The following is a 17,867-nucleotide window of genomic DNA, read 5'->3' as shown; positions in this document are numbered from 1 at the left end:
ACTTACTACTCCTCACTCAGGCACAACAAAGCCGTAACGTTCCATAATTGGTTTCCCGACAGGACCTAAAATAAATTGAATAAACTCTCGAGCTAACTCCTCTTCTGATGTACGATTTATTACAGCAATTGATTGTTCTAAAGGTTCATGCAAATCATCGTTAATGATGTGAAAGTCGACTTGATCTTCTTGATACAGGGATAACGCAATTATTCCGGCTTCCACATTTCCAGTTTCAATATAAGCTAAAGTGTCAGATATATTACGACCATAGACGAGTTTTCCTTGTAACGCCTCCCAAATATCGGCCTCTTCTAATGATTGTTTCGCAGCTAGTCCATAGGGAGCATGGTCAGGATTAGCTATGGCTACTTTACGAACCTCTTCTTTTAAAAGATCATCTAATGTTTCAATTGAAATCGTTTGATCGTGAAGAGTGGCAATGCCAATTCTCCCAAAAGCATACGTCGTTTGTGTATCGGAAATAATTAAATCTTTTTCATTCAATTGGTCAACAAAATCAATATTAGCTGCAGCAAAGATGTCAAATGGTGCACCATTTTCTATTTGGTCAGCAAGTTGGCCTGTGGAACCGAAAGAAAATGTGAGTGCAACGCCTGTTTCCTCCTCAAATAATTGACCTACTTCTGTAAAAGCGTGGGTTAAGTCCGATGCTGCAGCAACTTTAAGCTCGGAGGTCTTTTCATTGACTGAGTTATCATTAGTACCGCAAGCTGAATTTATAATTGAAATTACAATAATGATAGTAAGTGTAGTAAAAACATTGATTTTCATTATGGCCGTTCCTTTCTTTATAAAAAAAACTGTAATTATAACTAAATATGAGTATAACATTAGTCTCTCGTTTCGCAATGAAATAAATCACAGTCTTACTGGGGAGTAGGCTTATGACTCAACCGGAAAAAAGATCATTTTCTTCAGGTTATTATATAAGAGGGTCAATTTGCACAAACATCTATGCTAAAAAGCCCAAAGTTAGAATTTAATAAGTGCAGCAGGTAAAAAATCCCCTCTTATTTCCAGAAGATAGATATAATTTAAATGTAGGATCAGTCGTGAGGAGCTCTTGGAATGACAAATGAAGGTTCGGATACATTAATTGAAAGGGAAGGCTTTAAGCGTATATATTTAAATGAATTTCAATTATACTAACCATTTTTGGATTTATCGTTATCTGTTTGTCACTTATTTAACATATTCTGCAAATCATTTAGAAATAGAAGAAGGTAAAATTAAAGTAACAGGTCACTTAAGAACAGGCCGCTACATTTATATCAATTCAACAGACCCAATTGTTACTCAAGGATGGTATGGCGCTTTTAAATAACAAGTGGGTTAAATGGCTCTCTTCATTTTCTTATGGAAAGGTAGTGTAACAAAGTGAAAAAAAACTTATATATCTCACTCATTTTAGCAGCATTCGGGGTGTTAGCAGGCATTTTTATTGTTCCATACCAAATGGAAACGATGAGTACATACTTATCCCCGGATGTGTTTGATCCGAACGATCTGCCGGTGCCGATGGCCGCACTCATTGGAATAGCGTCGATTCAGTTAGGGGTGGCCACGTTTGTAGCAAGTATTTTAGGAATTATTCTGGCTAGAAAAGTAAACTTGAAGCTCCCGATTCTTGATGGCCTCGTAAATAAAAATCAGAGGGTGACCGTTTCAGCGAAGTGGCTGACGTACGCGGTTTTGTTAGGGGTTCTTGGTGGTTTTACCATTGTTGCGGCAGACTATTTTTATTATCAATACCAAATTCCACTCATTGCCGAAAACCCACCTGCTTTCTCGTTAAATGGTTTACTAGCTGGAGTTCTGTATGGTGGTGTGATTGAAGAAGTACTCATTAGATTATTTCTGATGTCATTCATCGTTTGGGTTTTATACAAACTTTTTGCAAGGAAAAAAGCAACCATTCCTCACGCTTTTTACTGGATTGCTATCGTACTAGCAGCGATTGTATTTGCAGTCGGACATTTTCCGACAACTCAGGTGGTCTTCGGAGAGTTAAGCTCCATATTAATCATTCGATCCTTGCTTTTAAATGGACTTGTCGGGGTTGTGTTTGGTTATTTATATTGGCGCAAAGGAATTGAGTATGCCATATTCAGCCACATGACGGCACATATCTCTATGCAGTTGCTCTTTATACCGATCTTTTATTAAAAATATCTGACACCTTAAAGAAGTTGTGGTTGTGACACCACAGCTTCTTTTTTTTGCAATAATATTATTGGTTTTTCTCTTGGGAGCACACGAACCAGCGGAAATCGTTGAAGGTGTCTCCTAAAAATTCCCTAAAGTGCACACGAAACAGCAGTATTCGTTGAAGGGATCACCTAAAAATCCCCTTTTGTTTTTTAGTCTTTCAATATTAGCATGATATGTTTATTTTGTTTATTATGCTGTGAGGTGTAACAGTTACTTGAAGTTTAGTAATTCCATCGATAGTGCCCGGCAATTGGGGTGGAAAAGGATGAAAGTTTAACTTCGGCTGCAAATGGTCTGTTATTATGAATTAAATAAGGTGTACCGTCTTTTGCTCGTTTATCGGAAACGATGCCCACATGATGATAGCCTTCGAGGAACAGAACAATATCGCCGGGCTGCCATTCTTTTAAGTTCTCCATGTCACCTGGAATGAGTTCAGTCGTCAAAGACTCAGCATGGCGCTCCAAAAAAACGTACTGATTCGGTACACGGCGAAAATCAATATTAGGATCAGGCTTACCATCCACCCGAGGGTATAATTCCATGTGTTCAGAAATATCCTCATCCATAAGGTCTTTAAGAATAATATCAGCACCTAGTAACCCTCGCCATATGACATCAGTACAAACCCCTTCATCATTTGGCGGGTAACCTCCAGCATAATAGGCACTTTTATAATGGGTCCGTTGCTCGACTTCTTTTCTAGCGGTATGAACGATATCCAGCGGGTCGGGAATCCCATTTCCATTTCGATCAACTGTTGAATATTCCTCAGGTACGATGACTGTACTTACAAAAAAACGCTCCATATGAATGCCGAGCGAATCAAGAATAATTCCACCTTTAAAGAAATACATAAACGAGAGCAAGGCAACTGAAAGAACTGATATCGAGACAAGCCATCTTTTTAACATTTTCATTCTCAAGCACACCTCATAAATAGTAGATTAAAAGAACAAACACCAAATATTGGATGAGATTATTGTATTATATGCCCGCCTTAAAGGGAAGAAAAGACTTCGAAATAATGCCTAAATTTTTTGAAACTTCTTAAAGCCCTTATACGTATAACAATAAAAAGGGTAAACAATCGTTTTTGAACAATATTTCATGTGTCTCCAATAAAAAGTTTAGTGAGGGATTATAGATTTTTCTATCATTGCTTTTCTTGTTTATAGCTGCACTTTGTTATTTCACCTATCAGTCTTCTAGCAAATCACAAAAAAGCGTTAAATCAACAGGTGGCAACTGGGCCATCTGGTTTTTATATATGGAACACTCTTGTTGGAATTGACTGATATTTGTTGTGATTTTCGAGTAGTTTAATATAGTTTGTTTGACCTTTTGCTTTTAAAAGTATTCAAAACGAAACGAGAAATTGAGGTGAAAGTTTGGAAATTATTGTAACGATTATCCCGATGTTTTTATTTATTATTTTTATTTTTTACGTTTGGGATTCGCTGGCTAAAATTAAGAAAAATCAAGATGTGATTATGAAGCATTTAGGGATCGACCCAGAAGGTTCAGGCAGAAACAAGGACGAATAAATCAGTGCAAACGCATAAAGGAGAATACTAGATGAATGATCAACTAACTCAACAATTAGATAATGCTATTGAACTAAGAAAAGAAGGACAGTTAAAGGAATCAAATCAATTACTTTTAGAATTAGTCACCGAACACCCTGAGAATGCAGAGGTGAACTACCAATGTGCTTGGAGCTACGATGTCTTAGGCGAAGAAGCTGACGCAGTGCCTTTTTATGAAAAAGCAATCGAGCTTGGTTTATCGAAAGACGCATTAGAAGGGGCATTATTAGGTTTAGGAAGTACGTTTCGAACGCTAGGGGATTATGAAAATTCAAAACGGATCTTCCAAAGAGCGATTAACGAGTTTCCTACAAATCATGCACTAAAAGTATTTTATGCTATGACATTATACAATACGAGTGATCATAAATTGGCTATGGAAGTACTCTTAAAAAGTTTGCTTGAAACAACGACCGATAAAAATATATTAAAATATAAAAAAGCGATTCACTTTTATTCAGATAAATTGGATGAAACTTGGGAGTAAATGTATTTAAGTGACTGACTTTAAAAGAATGATAGGGATAGGGTTTGTTATGGTAAAAATTATTCTCTATAAGAAGAGGGATGTGTAATTTCAACCAAGGTGAGGGGAGAATGGTAATGGGAGAATTAAATTATAAGCAGCCGATGAGTACGAAAAAATTAATGTATATGATTGGTCTTTTCATTTTCGGTGGAATGCTCTTAGCTTCCATTATTGATTCTAGTCTATATTTAGAAAAATATTCTGCAGCTAAATTATGGGAGTTTCGGTTGTTTACAATCGGAAGTGCAGCGGTTTACTATGGATTGGTTTTTCTTATGAATAGGAAACGATAGCTGTAGTATTCTGAAGAAGTGATTTGGGATCAGTACGATATAGGTTCACAAGCTTAGATATCAAATGGGAAATGTCCATATGCGGCGTTGAAAGAGATGGATAGAAAATAAATATAAAAACATCATTTTACGATGGTAGGATGGTGTTTTTTGATAGAGGTAAACGTCTCAAATGTGAAACTATATGCAGCTCAAGATTAGCGAGCAAGCTTTTACGAAAGGAGGAAGTTATGAGGAACCTAATTCAGCTATTACTTACGCTTCTTTTATTAGCAGGACAGTTTGGTGCAACTTTTTGGATTGCCAGTTTGATTAATATGACATTTTTAGATGTGATGTTCTTTACATCCATTGGTTTTTTAGCATTATTTATCTTTTTTTCTAGTAATGGAGGCTTTGTGTCTAACTATGCTAATGTGATGGCTTCTAAACAGTCATTTGGGAATGATGTGTATAAAAGAGAAATGTTTGCATTTCGTATCAATTCATTTGTTCTTTCAGCTCTGTTATTTTTTATTATTCATTGGATTCTTTTTATTGTTCATTACATGTAAGTCTTTACAAAGTAAGTTTTATATAAGAGATGGAAATCATAAATCTTATATTAGCTAAGGCTCAGGACCTGTAGAAGAGCTGAAAATATATTTAGTACCTGAGCCCAACCAAGTTAGATTGTTAAGGGGTATTCTTTGTAAGTTTTCTAGTATTCACCTAAAAAACCCTCAACTCTATTAATCATTGTTTTTTTGTTGTAGTTAATAAACAAGCTGCTGGTTAGTCGGATGGGGTCGCCAAAAAAGAAGCGTTCATACAAGGTTTGTCTCGTACCAAAAGGACTCATGCACAAATCCCAAGCAAGACGAAACAGCTTTACACGTTCTTTAGCATCTCTCGTTTTCGCTTGAAGATATAAATCTAGATCATCCTTGATTTCTGATTCGAAATCTTCCTCCGTAGGTATGTTAATCATTCCGCTTGCACCGAGAAGTTGGAGGATTTCCGTGAGCTTTGGATAAAGCCGTTGAAACATAATCATCCCGGTGTATAAAGGGTTTACTGCTGGAATGATAATCCCATTTTTGCCTTTTTTGGCTTCTGCTTCGGATGCAATTAGAAAGGCTTTCATCGTTTCGAGCGCAATAATGATATCTGACACTTTTTCCTGAACATGCTGGAACTCACTCGTATTAATAGAGTCGACAATCAATTGTGCTACCCCTAGAATAAATTCTAGTTTCACTATTTGACGAGATGCAACTTGATGTAAAGCAAACGGGGTGAAAGGTCCTTTCGTCGAAAAAGCATTAGCTACTTGTATATTGTTGTAATAAAAAACTCGCTCCCATGGAACAAGGACGTGATCAAAAACAACAAGCGAGTCATTCTCTTCAAAACGAGATGACAATGGGTAGTTAAATTTCGATTGACTCGAACAAAAAGACTGGCGACATATGAATTTTAATCCTTTGGTATTACTAGGAATGGAAAATGCAAAAGCATACGATTTGTCGAGTGGACTAGGAGTGGAGTAGACGATAATCTCATCGGTTAGTCCACCTTGTGTAGCCAGTAATTTTGCACCTTTAATAATAATGCCTTCATTCGTTTCATCTATCACTTTTGCAGCAATAGGGTGCTCAAATTCATCTAAAAAGTGAAGGGGTGCCCGGTTGAATTGTGGGTTTATAAAAGTATGAGTAAAAGAGAGATCGTTCTCTCGTGCGTGTTCGTAAAGAGAGATTAGATTTTCGGGAAAGCAATTTTCATTACCTTCTAAAATGTGTTGGGAAGCTACAAAAGACACTAATACCGTATTCATATAATCGGGGCTTCTTCCCATCATCCCCGCATTGGTTTTTGCCCACTCTTGGACCATTATTCTTCTTTTCTTTAAATCCCTTTTGGTTTTAGGCATCATAAAAGAAATACCAACCCGTTCTCCGCTTGTTGGGGAAGGATAGGTCAACAACTCTTTTCTGGAAGCGTCATGTTGTAAATCGTAAAGCTTAGCTTGACTTTTTAACACACCACGAAAGGCAGGGTGCTCAGAAATTTTTCCTTCCACCCTTTTCCCGTCAATCCAAACCTCGGATTGAAGTTGATTAATCCGGTCGATATAGTCTTTGCCCCTAATTGCTCCCAAGTCTGTGCTCACCTCACTAAGTTGGCCATTTTGTAATCATTTCCTGTTCATCTTTACAATTTATTTTTATTAGCATTTCTTTATGCGTATCAATTTTTAGACATAAAACGGCTAGAGGTATCACTTATAGAAGCATTATGTGAAATCATATTGTTGTAACTTCAAGGTGTGTTAATGATAAACTTTTAATGATATAGAAAAGCGAGTTAGTTCTATCGAAAATAAGTCTAACTTACTACGATTAATTAGGAGTATCATAGTCATAGGAAGGGGTGAGTTTTTGCAACCAATCATAGAAAAGATTTTTGGTCAACCGTATAAGGATAGTAAGTTAATGCTGTTTAGTTATTGGTCTGGAATTCTTTTTTACATTATCGTCCTTTTGTTTTTTATTATGCAGGCTGTCGTTGGTGGACAGTGGTTATCGGTTTTAGCGATAGCGATTGCATTTCCTGTTCTCTTCCGGATCGTGTACAGTTTAAATGGTAGTCTCATGCGTAAATTTACAGGCCTTAGGAAACGCGGTATTTTTCTGTTTGCGGGTGTCATTGGTGTGATCTCGATTATTTTTGTCGGTGCGGTAATGCTGTTTGCAGATAATCTAGCTATTAATGCAAGTAAAACAGAAGTAAATGGTCATGTAATTGTGTCGATCGGGTCATTAAAAGGTAGTTATTTAGTAGACGATGTTAGAGTCATTGAAGAAGGCATGGTCGGTATACCTTACCGAGCGAGCATAGGTGAAGGGGACATATTATTAGTCGTTGAACGTGGAGGCGATGTAGTTTGGGAGGACAAAGTGTCGCCTCAAACTGAAGGAATGATACAATTTTATGGTGGAGAAGGGCGCTATCAAATTCGATTATATACTGAACATGCGGAAGATATTAATCTTGAGGTCATTACTGGTAGGTTAAGAAAATAGAAGTTGAGTTTTGGTAAGCTGTTTAGATAATTGCTCATGTAAAAGAAAGATATGTTATACAGTAAACGGGGAGTGGCTTTAGTGAAAAAAATTAAAATTGCGCTATTACACTTATTACCAATAGCAGGTGATCTTACATACAACCGCACTTTGATCGAAAAAGCAGTGAAACAAGCGGCAGCTCGAAACGTTGATTGGGTGATTACACCTGAGTTAGCTGTTAGCAGCCTGCAATTTGATCATCTGATTGGGACGGATTGGATTCATGAGCAGCCTGATGACTGGATGACAAGTTTTATGAATATAGTCAAGAAATTAAATGCGACAGTGTTTTTAGGGTGTGCAGAAAGATCAGAAGAAGGTGCTCTTTTCAACTCCGTTTTTGTTATTAACGGGGAAGGTAAAATCATTGGGAACCAACGAAAGCTTGCCCGAATTGATAAATGGTCAACACCAGGAAGTGTGTTAGATCCGGTTACGATAGGAGATGTTAAAGTAGGGATTTTAATCTGTGCGGATGCTTATACAAAAAGAATTGCTGAGACCTTAAAAGAGAACGGTGCACATATGTTTGTCGCTCCTTCGTCTTGGGGGCCTGGACTGCACGGACCGGACGGGGAGTGGGAACAAAGATCAATCGATACGGGGTTACCATTAATCGTTTGTAACCGTACGGGCGAAAATAAGGATGTTTCTTTTTGGAAAGCAGAAAGTTCGGTCATTGTGAATGGAAAACGAGTCATTTCCCACCATTCTGAACAATCGGCGATCCTCACGTTTGAATGGGATCTAGACGATATGGAGCTACTTTCCTCAAAATTTGAGGTTGAGTATGTAAACTAATCGGTACGCTCGCTTTAGGAAGTGTATACCATTTTTCATTATTAAATAACGTTTTTATTACACTAGAACATATCTAGGATGCATAGCTCTCAATTTTGTTGATTGCAGGTATTCTAGCCATTTCATTTGCGAGCCGGACTGAGAGGCCTCTATTTGTGAAAAAATAAATGTTTCAACGATGATAACGGACTGAGAAGCCCTTATCTAGCAAAATATCTCCGGTTTTCTACAGATTAATAGCAAATAAGGGCCTCTGAGTCCATAAACAGCTATATAACGGCGGAAACTTTGAAAATAAGGGCCTCTGAGTCCGCAAAATTTCTTAAGATTTTAATTACTTCTTTTTTTATGACGCAATCTCTGTTCACGTAAATTGATGAAATAGAAAAAATTGCAAAAAGATAAAGCTGAACATTCAGATGTTCAGCTTTTCTTTTAAGGAAGATAGCACAACAAATTAATATGGATCAGATGGATGACCCATTTGTTCGGATTGATGAGCGGCTTCTTCTGCTTTTGTATCTTGTTGTTCACCAGCTTTTTTAAGCCCGTCAGCAATTCGTTTACCGTAATCTTCGTCACACTGAGTCAGCATGTCTACCATACGATCTTGAATTTCTTTTCGACAGGTAGCGAGGGCGCCTGTTAAATTCGAAATGAGTTCGTCTCGTTCCCAATCATTTAGTCTGCGGTACGTCTCACCTGCTTGACCAAAGTTATTTTCACGAGAAATCTTTTCGCGTTTTACATTGCCTTCTACATACGGCTCATGTTCTTTACCAGGGTTTTGTGCTTCTTTTAACCCGCCAATAAGTGAAGGTTCATAATTGACATGTGGATTTTGGTGCTTGCCAAAGTCCGTTCTGTAATCCATTTGTCCAGCTTCTTGATTGGAAGCAACATGCTTTTTCGGCTTGTTAATTGGTAATTGTAAATAGTTTGATCCCACTCGATAACGCTGCGTATCGGAGTAGGAGAACGTTCTGCCTTGAAGAAGTTTGTCATCAGAAAAGTCTAGCCCGTCAACGAGTACACCTGTACCGAAGGCGACTTGTTCGACTTCTGCAAAATAATTTTCAGGATTTTTGTTCAAAACCATTTTACCGACTTTGTGCCACGGGAAATCTTCTTTATACCATAACTTCGTTGGATCAAGCGGGTCAAAATCTAACTCTGGATGCTCGCCATCTTCCATAATTTGAACATACAGCTCCCATTCCGGGTAATCTCCACGCTCAATGGCTTCATATAAATCCATGGTCGCATGATTAAAATCGGTCATTTGAATTTGATCGGCTTCTTTTTGAGCTAAGTTTTTAATTCCCTGGACAGGCTCCCAGTGATATTTGACTAACACTGCTTTTCCTTCTTCGTTGACCCATCTGTAAGCATGCACACCAGAGCCTTGCATGTTGCGGTAATTGGCTGGAATCCCCCACGGTGAAAACAGGAAGGTCACCATGTGCATCGATTCTGGCGTTTGACATAAGAAGTCAAACATTCTTTCGGGGTCTTGTACATTAGTTACCGGGTCAGGTTTAAAAGAGTGAACCATATCTGGGAACTTCAGAGGATCTCGAATAAAGAAAATCTTTAAGTTGTTTCCGACTAAATCCCAGTTTCCATCCTCTGTGTAAAACTTCACCGCAAACCCGCGGGGATCTCTTAACGTTTCTGGGGAATGTCCACCGTGTACGACAGTAGAGAACCGGACAAAAACAGGGGTTTGGACTTCAGTATTTGTAAAAACTTTAGCACGTGTATATTTCGAAATCGGTTCACCGTTTACTGTACCGTATGACTCAAAGTACCCATGAGCACCCGCACCGCGAGCATGTACGACACGCTCAGGCGTACGTTCACGGTCAAAGTGGCTGACTTTTTCAAGGAAATCATAATTTTCAAGTGTTGTTGGTCCACGATTTCCTACTGTTCGTACGCTTTGATTATTTGTAACAGGATGCCCTTGTCTATTTGTTAACATATCATCGGCTGCTTGGTTATTTTCATTTGGTTCGTTATTCATGTTACGGCTCCTTTAATGGAAAAGTTTTCTTTACCAAAAATAGGATGCCAATATTTACTGAAAAACATGTATGGTTTTTAAAAATGCAGTAACAATTTATGAAACTGCACAGGAGAGGTTATCGGTAAGCTATAGGGTAAATAAGAAGAAGCTTACACTAAAATAGTGCAAGCTTTCTTTGTTAAGAATTTAATATTTGTGAAGCTTTTTTAGAAGTTTCTTCCATAAGGTGTGCGATGGAGTGATTGTCGGTTGTCAGGTTCTCAATAGTGGCTGTCATTTCTTCCAGGCTTGCAGACGATTCTTCGATAATCGCTGCTAATTCGTTTGTTGAAGTTTCAACATTGGTTGATCGTTGTTTTACACCTACTGCTAATTCCGTCAAGAAATGAACTTTTCCGTCTAACGACTCTAACATGTCTTTCATTGAAATGAGAGAGGTTGTGACATCTTCAGTGGATTGCAGACCTTTGCCGATAAAATTACTGCTTTCCTTCATTCTTTCTAACGCCTCCGAATTACTATTATTTAATTGAGAAAGATTAAGGTTGATTTTATCTGTTGTATTTCTACTTAATTCTGCTAATTTTCGTATTTCTTGTGCTACGACTGAAAATCCTTTGCCAGCTTCACCAGCTCTTGCTGCTTCAATAGATGCGTTTAAGGCAAGTAAGTTGGTTTGTTCTGAGATTTCTTGAATAGTACCTGTAAATGTATTCGTTTCCTCTATCGTTTTAGTAAGAACGGTGAACGTATGATTTAACTTTTCGATAATTTGCTCGAGTTGTTTCATATCTTGATTAAGTTCTAACACTTGATGATGTCCTTTGTTAGCAATCGTGCTAGAGTGTTTAGATGCATCCGAAAGATCGGTTGAGACGTTATGTAACTCTTCCATCTTTTCTTTTGTGGTAAAAGCATTTTCAGAAATCTCGTTTATTTGTTCAGATTGCGTAGTACTTCCTGAGGCGAGTTCATTGATGGCTAAGCGAATTTCGTCTTGTGATTGTAAACTGTTTCTTACTTGGTCATTTACTTTCTGTACGTCCTCGATAATGCCAGTAACGCTTACTTCTAGTTTATTCTTTTGTTCTTCTTTTTTACGACTGTCTTCCTCAGCCTGACTAATAAAATCTTGTAATTGTAAAAATTGTTTTTGATTTAAATAGATAAGGACGCCAAGCACAATTCCGGACAAGATATATACTAAAATAACAGTGACATAACTAGATTGAATGAGTTCTGAACTATTCTGATCAAGGCTCGTTGAAAGGATGATAGCGATAAACCCTAACACATATCCAATTGTAAACAGTTTACGGTTAAAGTGCATAGCTGAAATAAGAGTCAAGAATAAAACGATAATAACATTGGTTAAGCTAGGGCCTTGTAGTAAAATGTTCAAAAACACGAATAGATAGATAAATAGAATTGCTCCAGTAGCAAAAAATTTGGGTCGCTTTAATATATATTGGAATAATATAAATAAGAGAATAAATCCAACCAATTCAACAGAATAAACTAAAATTCCAAAATTATCTTGGATAGCGATCGTATTGCCAATAGCTACAATTAGTGAGATTGAAAAAGTTACTAACATAAGGATATTCTTTTTCTTGATGTCGTTTAATTGCATTGATTCGAGAGCTGTCATAAAAAAACCTCCATGGTGTGTAGTGTTATTAGTTATATTTTACTAGTAACTTACTATTAATGAATATATTATCATAAATCGACAAGATAAACATAGGTACTTTATCATACTTTTGGTATAAAAGTAATAAATTTTTTTAAATAGATATAAAACTTAAGTCGATTTTGTATAACAACCTTCTATGACATAAATAAACCAGGTGGAGGTACCACCTGGTTTGCTTATTACATTAATTTATCTGCTTTTGCCATTTTAAATCATCCTTTCGATTTAAATCATTTTTTTACAGTTTGCTTTAAGTCTTTTACATCTTCCCCTAGTTTCTGTTCAATCTTTTTGACCTCATCTTCTACAACTTTTTTTATATCTTGGCCCGCATTCATTTCCTCCTTCATGATTTCCCTAACTACTTCTTTTAAGTGGTCTATGTTCATCTTATGGGGTGAATCCGTATTTTTTAATAACTCCATAGCTTCATTTATGACCTGCTCACTTTTTTGTTTAACGGTTTGGGATACATTTGAAGAGCTGTCATTAATGATCTCAGATAGTTCGCTCATCTTCTCTTTAATTTCGTTTGTCACTTCTTCGGTTTTGTTTTTTCCCTCTGCTAGCTCATTTTGAATATCTTTTCTTAGTTCTTCACCCGATTTGGGAGCGGTCAGTAGTGCTGCTGTAGCTCCAACTACTCCTCCTACGACAGTGCCTAGTGCAAAGTTTTTTTGATGTTTCATTCCTACCAACTCCTTTTTAAGTGTCTAGTATTCTGTAACCGAGTTAGAGAAAGTTTAAACATTCGATTTCTTTTGAATGATAGAACTGAGTGTTTAAAGTAAGGAAAGGAGTAGGTTTTGATAAAAAATACCAAAATAAGTTCTATAAATAAATGTTTTTTTAGCTCGTTAAAAGGTTAATAGAGTTGTAATTAATATTTAAGGACGATATAGCAACAAGGGGGAACAAATATGGGGAACAAAAAGAAACTAAATAGTGTGTTTAACGTATTTACTGTTTCAGCAATAATCGTATTGCTTATGACATTGTGGGGGATTTTCTTTCCTGATCATATGGAACATACGATGTCTATTGGGTTGCATTTTGTAAATGATGTGTTTGGCTGGTTTTATGTATTAGCTACAGCATTATTTGTAGGGTTCTGTTTATTCCTAGGGTTTGGTCCGTATCAACATATGAAGATTGGAAAAAAGGAAGATCAACCTGAATACTCCTATTACACATGGATTGGCATGCTGTTTGCAGCAGGTATGGGCGTAGGACTTGTATTCTGGGGTGTGGCAGAGCCACTCTCTCATTATGTAAATCCACCAGAAGGGGTAGAGCCGAACACACAAGAGGCTGCGGAGAAAGGATTATTGTACGGAGTGTTTCATTGGGGGATTCATCCTTGGGCTGTATATGGGATTGTTGCCTTGGCGTTAGGCTTTGTTAAGTATAGAAAAGGTTTGCCGGGATTGATCAGTTCTACTTTTTACCCAGTTATTGGGCATAGGATAAGAGGTGGATGGGGCAAGACGATCGATGTGGTGGCGATTGTTGGAACGACAGTCGGGATTGCAACCTCGTTTGGTCTAAGTACCCTTCAAGTGAGCGGCGGTCTTTCTCAATTGTTTCCTATTCAAAATCCGGAAGTTGCTCAGCTTTCTATTATTCTAGTTGTTACTGTCATTTTTCTCATCTCAGTCTTATCAGGAATTGATCGCGGGATGAAATATTTAAGTATAGGCAATCTCACGCTAGCTGCCGTGCTTCTTATTACCGTTATTGTGATCGGACCGACGCTTTTTATTATGGAACATTTTACATTGACGTTAGGAACCTACATCACTCAACTCGTTCCGCTTAGTTTTCAGACAACACCGTACACAGATAATGATTGGCTAGGTGAATGGACGTTTTTTTATTGGGCTTGGGTAATTGCTTGGAGTCCATTTGTAGGTACTTTCATTGCTAGAATATCAAAAGGAAGAAGTTTACGAGAGTTTATCGTAGGTGTACTCTTTGTCCCAGCTCTAGGAAGTGTCTTATGGTTTGCTGCATTTGGAGGGACGGCGTTATTCCAAGAAACGAAGGAGGAAGCGGGCATAGCCTCTACAGTGAGAGATACTCCGGAAAGTGGTCTATTCCTTATGTTAGATCAGTTGCCTTTTGGGTTTATTTTGAGTGTGGCTGCCTTAGTTCTGATTTCGATTTTTTTTATAACGTCAGCTAATTCGGCTACGTATGTGTTAGGTGTGTTTTCTTCAGGCGGGAGTCTAAATCCAAGCAAGTATAAGCTAGTGACATGGGGGTTACTCGTTTCAGCCATTGCTGCTTCTCTTTTAATGAGCGGTGGGCTCAAAGGACTGCAAGCGACAGCCATCGTTATCGCTCTGCCGTATACCATACTTATGTTTATCATGATGGTAGCTATTTATAAATCGTTGAAACGAGAAGGAATTAAGGAGCATAAGGTGGAAGAAAAAGAAGATTGGTAAATTAGTAAAAAAATCGTTAAAAAAATTGGAATATAACCGTGAGGGACGAAAAATGAATAATGAAAAAATTGTATTGATCACGGGGGCGAATTCTGGAATAGGGAAAGCCGCAGCTTTCAAGTTTGCTAAAGAAGGTTGTACAGTTATTATGGCATGTCGAAACCTGGAAATTAGTAAGGAAGTTCAAAGCGACATAAAGCAAACAACTAATAATGATCAGGTCGACCTCATCAAACTTGACGTTAGTTCTTTTGATTCGATCCGTGAGTTTTGTAGGGAATTCAAAAATCGGTATGAGAAACTCGATGTGCTTATCCATAATGCAGCTTATGCCAATCATGGTGAAAAATATCGTCTTAGCGCCAATCAGATTGAATTAACGTTTGCGACAAATGTGATTGGGCCATACTTAATGACGATGTTGTTGGTCGATCATCTGAAAAAATCAGAGGATGCTAGAATTCTTCATGCCTCTAGTAATATTGTAAAGCATTACTTTGATCCGAAAAAAGACCTTGATGTTAGTAATTTAAGAGGCGAGCGTAAAGACGACAAGAAATTTAGTGTGTATACCATGTATCGGGACTCGAAGGTGGCCTTGGTGTTACTGACATTTAAATTGGCAGAAGTATTGCAGGAGAATGGGATTAAAGTGAATGCGATCCAAATAAATGGTGCAAAAATGTCCAAAGAGACGTTAATGAAATTTGAACCTGGTTGGAGAATGATCGCAAGAATTCAAAATTTATTTTTCCCGCCTCCTGAAAAGTTTGCAGAGTGTTACTTTGAAATCTGTATGTCTGACCATTTTAAAACGACAACAGGGAAGCTAATTAATGATAAAAATCAAATCATGGAACCAACTGTTACAAAACCAAATTATAAGATGCAAATCAAGCAATTTACAGGTTCAGACTTATATCCAGCTTATCTTGAAAATAGAGATAATTGGGATAAGGTCTGGAATTTATGTAGAGAACTAACGCAATAGAAGATTGTTAGATACATACTAAGTTGCACTAACTAAGCGCTTTAATGAATTTAAAACAGACTTAACTAGACGTTACGGGGTCAAAAGGATACGGACCTAACTAGCTGTTTAGTGGGTTTGTTTTTTAACTCTGCGGCGCATGTATGTCAAGACTCTCGTATTGTTGTAATAAATTCTTATCAGTAAAAATTATTATTCTTGACCAAACTCTCTTTCGAATACGATAGAAGTAAAACCAATAGGGGTGAAGGCGAAGAGTTTAATGTTGAGCGTACTAAGTTCAGGTGCTTATTATGTCGTCCTGCGTAATAAAAATGGGTCGCTAAAAGGATGGGCGCTTATTGGTGAGAACATCGACTATATGACTGAAAAAAGGGCAGGGTTTATTTATGAATTATATTTGCTTCCTGAATTTAGAGGAGCAGGATTAGGAAAAAACTAATTAAAGAGACAGTAAAAGAATTAGAGCGTCAAGGGTACGATGAAGTACGATTAAACGTCTATGCCAAGAATTTTGCAAAAAAACTATATGAAAATCTCGGGTTTAATGAATTACAATCAATTATGTATATTAAAACAGGTCAGATATAAATGGCAGAGAGATTGAACAAAATTAGCTGAGCGATACTCATTAGATAGTATCGTTTTTTGTTGTTATCGACTTCATTGCTCAGGAGCAATATCTTCTATATAATAAAGTTCAACATATTTATTGTCTATATTTATTGTCTATGGAAAATACTCCTTTAGAAAGGAGCTTACATATTGGTTTATAAAAATATTATTGCTATTGCAATCGGTGGAGCAGTTGGTACGATGTTGAGGTATACCTTAAATGTTTATACACTATTTGCAGGTTACCCAATCGGTACAGTAATTGAAAACATCATCGGAAGTTTATTACTCGGACTTTTTACAGGCTGGTTTATCCACCGGAAACCACGAGAATGGGTAAAGCTAGGATTAGGAGTTGGTTTTTGTGGTGGATTTACTACGATGTCAACGTTAGCAGCGGACAGTTTATTTTTATATCAACAAATGTCACTAATGGAGTCTGCTATTTATTTGGTTGTATCTTTAGTTGGAGGATTAGCCTTTGCTTTTGTTGGTCTACTGTTAGGAAGCAAGTGGAGTGAAACGAAACAAGAAAAAGAGGGGCAATGGTCATGAGTACGTTGATTTTAGGATTGGGAGGAGCTATTGGCGCTGTCTCTCGTTACTTGCTTGGCTTAGCGATTATGAAAAGAAAACCACACCCGCCAATTCCTGTTGCTATGCTTACTGTCAATTTACTCGGTTCATTTGGTTTAGGCTTATTTTTTGCGATGGCCTACGGTATGATTCCTCTTTCAGCTGCCTATGAGGAACCGTTGTTTCTTTTTTTAGCCATCGGTTTTTTTGGAGCCTTCACTACATTTTCAACATTTAGTATGGAAACAATTGAGCTCGTACGAAATAAACATTTGAAAGAAGCTTCGGTTTACTTTTTACTTTCGATCGGTGGAAGTATTGTAGCTTTTATCATTGGTTTATCGATTGGCCAGCTGTTTTAAAGAAAATATTAATTTTATTTTAGTATGTCCAAATGTGCACTGTTGAAGCATAGAAATATCGATTTTGTGTACCCTAAACATTGAGATAAATCTACTTAAATAATTCATGTGGAGGAACGGTTATGGATCAACAACAAAATCAGCAAAACCAACAAAATCAACAACAACAAGATCAGCAACAACTTCAACAGGCACAAGCAGAGATGAATGCAGCCGAGCAAGAACTATTAATGGAGAAACAGCAATTGCAACAAGCTGAGATGCAGTTATTTCAAGCAAAAGAACAAGTAAAACAAGAGCAAATGGACGTTCAATCAGCACAGGCAAAAGTACAGAAAAAACAAGCTGAAACAATGTCACAGTTAGAAAAGTTTCAATAACATGTGAAACTGTCGAGTATCTGATTTCTATAAAGCCTAATTAACAGACTAAATCTCCAATGTGGATTTAGTCTGTTTTGTTTACCAATAAATAATTATGTCAACCGGGTGTTGTGGTTTTGTAATTTTTTTCAATAAAAGCATATTAGGCTTGTTCTGATGTATGATAAGGGGAGACTGTATTATTTAATTGAGACCGGTTTTATATGGG

General features: G+C 37.2%; 21 protein-coding genes. 15 read left to right on the top strand and 6 right to left on the bottom strand.

Going from position 1 to position 17,867, the window contains the following annotated elements:
* Positions 1 to 12 precede the first annotated feature (12 nt).
* On the bottom strand, positions 13 to 795 hold the full coding sequence (modA, locus tag N7Z68_RS08215; RefSeq protein WP_275117987.1) for a molybdate ABC transporter substrate-binding protein: 783 nt from the start codon (positions 793 to 795) through the stop codon (positions 13 to 15).
* Between the two features lie 358 nt (positions 796 to 1,153).
* On the opposite strand from modA, the gene N7Z68_RS08210 reads away from it, so the two are divergent.
* On the top strand, positions 1,154 to 1,348 hold the full coding sequence (locus N7Z68_RS08210; protein WP_275117986.1) for a hypothetical protein: 195 nt from the start codon (positions 1,154 to 1,156) through the stop codon (positions 1,346 to 1,348).
* 53 nt (positions 1,349 to 1,401) lie between these two features.
* Positions 1,402 to 2,190 (top strand): CPBP family intramembrane glutamic endopeptidase, encoded by a 789-nt coding sequence (locus N7Z68_RS08205; RefSeq protein ID WP_275117985.1) that lies wholly within the window; start codon positions 1,402 to 1,404, stop codon positions 2,188 to 2,190.
* A gap of 266 nt (positions 2,191 to 2,456) precedes the next feature.
* Here N7Z68_RS08205 and N7Z68_RS08200 read toward each other — a convergent pair whose 3' ends face one another.
* A complete protein-coding gene (locus tag N7Z68_RS08200; protein ID WP_275117984.1) occupies positions 2,457 to 3,155 on the bottom strand; it encodes a DUF1287 domain-containing protein in 699 nt (232 codons plus the stop codon).
* A 471-nt stretch (positions 3,156 to 3,626) separates the two neighbouring features.
* Between N7Z68_RS08200 and N7Z68_RS08195 the strand changes: the two genes are divergently transcribed.
* From N7Z68_RS08195 to N7Z68_RS08180, 4 genes are all read left to right on the top strand, one after another.
* On the top strand, positions 3,627 to 3,782 hold the full coding sequence (locus N7Z68_RS08195; protein WP_275117983.1) for a hypothetical protein: 156 nt from the start codon (positions 3,627 to 3,629) through the stop codon (positions 3,780 to 3,782).
* 31 nt (positions 3,783 to 3,813) lie between these two features.
* A complete protein-coding gene (locus N7Z68_RS08190; protein ID WP_275117982.1) occupies positions 3,814 to 4,311 on the top strand; it encodes a tetratricopeptide repeat protein in 498 nt (165 codons plus the stop codon).
* Positions 4,312 to 4,427: 116 nt separating this feature from the next.
* On the top strand, positions 4,428 to 4,646 hold the full coding sequence (locus N7Z68_RS08185) for a hypothetical protein (protein WP_275117981.1): 219 nt from the start codon (positions 4,428 to 4,430) through the stop codon (positions 4,644 to 4,646).
* Between the two features lie 230 nt (positions 4,647 to 4,876).
* The gene (locus tag N7Z68_RS08180; RefSeq protein WP_275117980.1) at positions 4,877 to 5,200 is read left to right on the top strand and encodes a hypothetical protein; all 324 of its coding nucleotides are present in this window, start codon (positions 4,877 to 4,879) and stop codon (positions 5,198 to 5,200) included.
* A gap of 146 nt (positions 5,201 to 5,346) precedes the next feature.
* Here the strand turns inward: N7Z68_RS08180 and hpaB are convergent, their stop codons facing one another.
* Positions 5,347 to 6,789, bottom strand: coding sequence for a 4-hydroxyphenylacetate 3-monooxygenase, oxygenase component (gene hpaB, locus N7Z68_RS08175; protein ID WP_275117979.1), 1,443 nt, complete (start codon positions 6,787 to 6,789; stop codon positions 5,347 to 5,349).
* Between the two features lie 280 nt (positions 6,790 to 7,069).
* Here hpaB and N7Z68_RS08170 point away from each other — a divergent pair, with 280 nt between their 5' ends.
* The gene (locus N7Z68_RS08170) at positions 7,070 to 7,714 is read left to right on the top strand and encodes a hypothetical protein (RefSeq protein ID WP_275117978.1); all 645 of its coding nucleotides are present in this window, start codon (positions 7,070 to 7,072) and stop codon (positions 7,712 to 7,714) included.
* An 81-nt stretch (positions 7,715 to 7,795) separates the two neighbouring features.
* Positions 7,796 to 8,557, top strand: a complete 762-nt coding sequence (locus N7Z68_RS08165) for a carbon-nitrogen hydrolase family protein (RefSeq protein ID WP_275117977.1) — start codon at positions 7,796 to 7,798, stop codon at positions 8,555 to 8,557.
* A gap of 457 nt (positions 8,558 to 9,014) precedes the next feature.
* Here the strand turns inward: N7Z68_RS08165 and N7Z68_RS08160 are convergent, their stop codons facing one another.
* The 3 genes from N7Z68_RS08160 to N7Z68_RS08150 form a co-directional block, all read right to left on the bottom strand.
* Positions 9,015 to 10,583: a catalase gene (locus tag N7Z68_RS08160; RefSeq protein ID WP_275117976.1), complete on the bottom strand. Its 1,569-nt coding sequence runs from the start codon at positions 10,581 to 10,583 to the stop codon at positions 9,015 to 9,017.
* Positions 10,584 to 10,764: 181 nt separating this feature from the next.
* On the bottom strand, positions 10,765 to 12,237 hold the full coding sequence (locus N7Z68_RS08155; protein ID WP_275117975.1) for a methyl-accepting chemotaxis protein: 1,473 nt from the start codon (positions 12,235 to 12,237) through the stop codon (positions 10,765 to 10,767).
* Between the two features lie 275 nt (positions 12,238 to 12,512).
* The gene (locus N7Z68_RS08150) at positions 12,513 to 12,971 is read right to left on the bottom strand and encodes a YtxH domain-containing protein (protein WP_275117974.1); all 459 of its coding nucleotides are present in this window, start codon (positions 12,969 to 12,971) and stop codon (positions 12,513 to 12,515) included.
* A 231-nt stretch (positions 12,972 to 13,202) separates the two neighbouring features.
* Between N7Z68_RS08150 and N7Z68_RS08145 the strand changes: the two genes are divergently transcribed.
* The 7 genes from N7Z68_RS08145 to N7Z68_RS08120 all read left to right on the top strand — a co-directional run bounded on the left by N7Z68_RS08145 (position 13,203) and on the right by N7Z68_RS08120 (position 17,656).
* Positions 13,203 to 14,732: a BCCT family transporter gene (locus tag N7Z68_RS08145; protein ID WP_275117973.1), complete on the top strand. Its 1,530-nt coding sequence runs from the start codon at positions 13,203 to 13,205 to the stop codon at positions 14,730 to 14,732.
* Positions 14,733 to 14,784: 52 nt separating this feature from the next.
* Positions 14,785 to 15,723 carry an SDR family NAD(P)-dependent oxidoreductase gene (locus N7Z68_RS08140; protein ID WP_275117972.1) on the top strand — a complete coding sequence of 313 codons (939 nt, stop codon included), beginning with the start codon at positions 14,785 to 14,787 and terminating at the stop codon, positions 15,721 to 15,723.
* Positions 15,724 to 15,985: 262 nt separating this feature from the next.
* Positions 15,986 to 16,165 (top strand): GNAT family N-acetyltransferase, encoded by a 180-nt coding sequence (locus N7Z68_RS08135; RefSeq protein WP_275117971.1) that lies wholly within the window; start codon positions 15,986 to 15,988, stop codon positions 16,163 to 16,165.
* Entirely contained in the window at positions 16,150 to 16,314 is a 165-nt protein-coding gene (locus tag N7Z68_RS24350) for a GNAT family N-acetyltransferase (RefSeq protein ID WP_373323125.1), read from the top strand. The genes N7Z68_RS08135 and N7Z68_RS24350 overlap by 16 nt, the downstream gene beginning before the upstream one ends.
* A gap of 174 nt (positions 16,315 to 16,488) precedes the next feature.
* Positions 16,489 to 16,893 (top strand): fluoride efflux transporter FluC, encoded by a 405-nt coding sequence (locus tag N7Z68_RS08130; RefSeq protein WP_275117970.1) that lies wholly within the window; start codon positions 16,489 to 16,491, stop codon positions 16,891 to 16,893.
* Positions 16,890 to 17,276, top strand: coding sequence for a fluoride efflux transporter CrcB (gene crcB, locus N7Z68_RS08125; RefSeq protein ID WP_275117969.1), 387 nt, complete (start codon positions 16,890 to 16,892; stop codon positions 17,274 to 17,276). Before N7Z68_RS08130 ends, crcB begins: the two co-directional genes overlap by 4 nt.
* Before the next feature lie 122 nt (positions 17,277 to 17,398).
* Positions 17,399 to 17,656 carry a hypothetical protein gene (locus tag N7Z68_RS08120; protein ID WP_275117968.1) on the top strand — a complete coding sequence of 86 codons (258 nt, stop codon included), beginning with the start codon at positions 17,399 to 17,401 and terminating at the stop codon, positions 17,654 to 17,656.
* Positions 17,657 to 17,867: the final 211 nt, after the last annotated feature.

Source organism: Alkalihalobacterium chitinilyticum (assembly GCF_029028005.1).
In the GTDB taxonomy this organism is placed as follows: Bacteria; Bacillota; Bacilli; order Bacillales; family Bacillaceae_F; genus Alkalihalobacterium; species Alkalihalobacterium chitinilyticum.
Note: the sequence above shows the minus strand (reverse complement) of the source record. Positions and strands in the feature narration are given on the sequence as shown.

Coding starts and splice junctions, on each gene's coding strand:
- modA (WP_275117987.1), bottom strand. CDS start 795: ATGAAAATCAATGTTTTTACTACACTTACTATCATTATTGTAATTTCA.
- N7Z68_RS08210 (WP_275117986.1), top strand. CDS start 1,154: ATGAATTTCAATTATACTAACCATTTTTGGATTTATCGTTATCTGTTT.
- N7Z68_RS08200 (WP_275117984.1), bottom strand. CDS start 3,155: ATGAAAATGTTAAAAAGATGGCTTGTCTCGATATCAGTTCTTTCAGTT.
- N7Z68_RS08190 (WP_275117982.1), top strand. CDS start 3,814: ATGAATGATCAACTAACTCAACAATTAGATAATGCTATTGAACTAAGA.
- N7Z68_RS08185 (WP_275117981.1), top strand. CDS start 4,428: ATGGGAGAATTAAATTATAAGCAGCCGATGAGTACGAAAAAATTAATG.
- N7Z68_RS08180 (WP_275117980.1), top strand. CDS start 4,877: ATGAGGAACCTAATTCAGCTATTACTTACGCTTCTTTTATTAGCAGGA.
- N7Z68_RS08160 (WP_275117976.1), bottom strand. CDS start 10,583: ATGAATAACGAACCAAATGAAAATAACCAAGCAGCCGATGATATGTTA.
- N7Z68_RS08155 (WP_275117975.1), bottom strand. CDS start 12,237: ATGACAGCTCTCGAATCAATGCAATTAAACGACATCAAGAAAAAGAAT.
- N7Z68_RS08150 (WP_275117974.1), bottom strand. CDS start 12,971: ATGAAACATCAAAAAAACTTTGCACTAGGCACTGTCGTAGGAGGAGTA.
- N7Z68_RS08145 (WP_275117973.1), top strand. CDS start 13,203: ATGGGGAACAAAAAGAAACTAAATAGTGTGTTTAACGTATTTACTGTT.
- N7Z68_RS08140 (WP_275117972.1), top strand. CDS start 14,785: ATGAATAATGAAAAAATTGTATTGATCACGGGGGCGAATTCTGGAATA.
- N7Z68_RS08135 (WP_275117971.1), top strand. CDS start 15,986: ATGTTGAGCGTACTAAGTTCAGGTGCTTATTATGTCGTCCTGCGTAAT.
- crcB (WP_275117969.1), top strand. CDS start 16,890: ATGAGTACGTTGATTTTAGGATTGGGAGGAGCTATTGGCGCTGTCTCT.
- N7Z68_RS08120 (WP_275117968.1), top strand. CDS start 17,399: ATGGATCAACAACAAAATCAGCAAAACCAACAAAATCAACAACAACAA.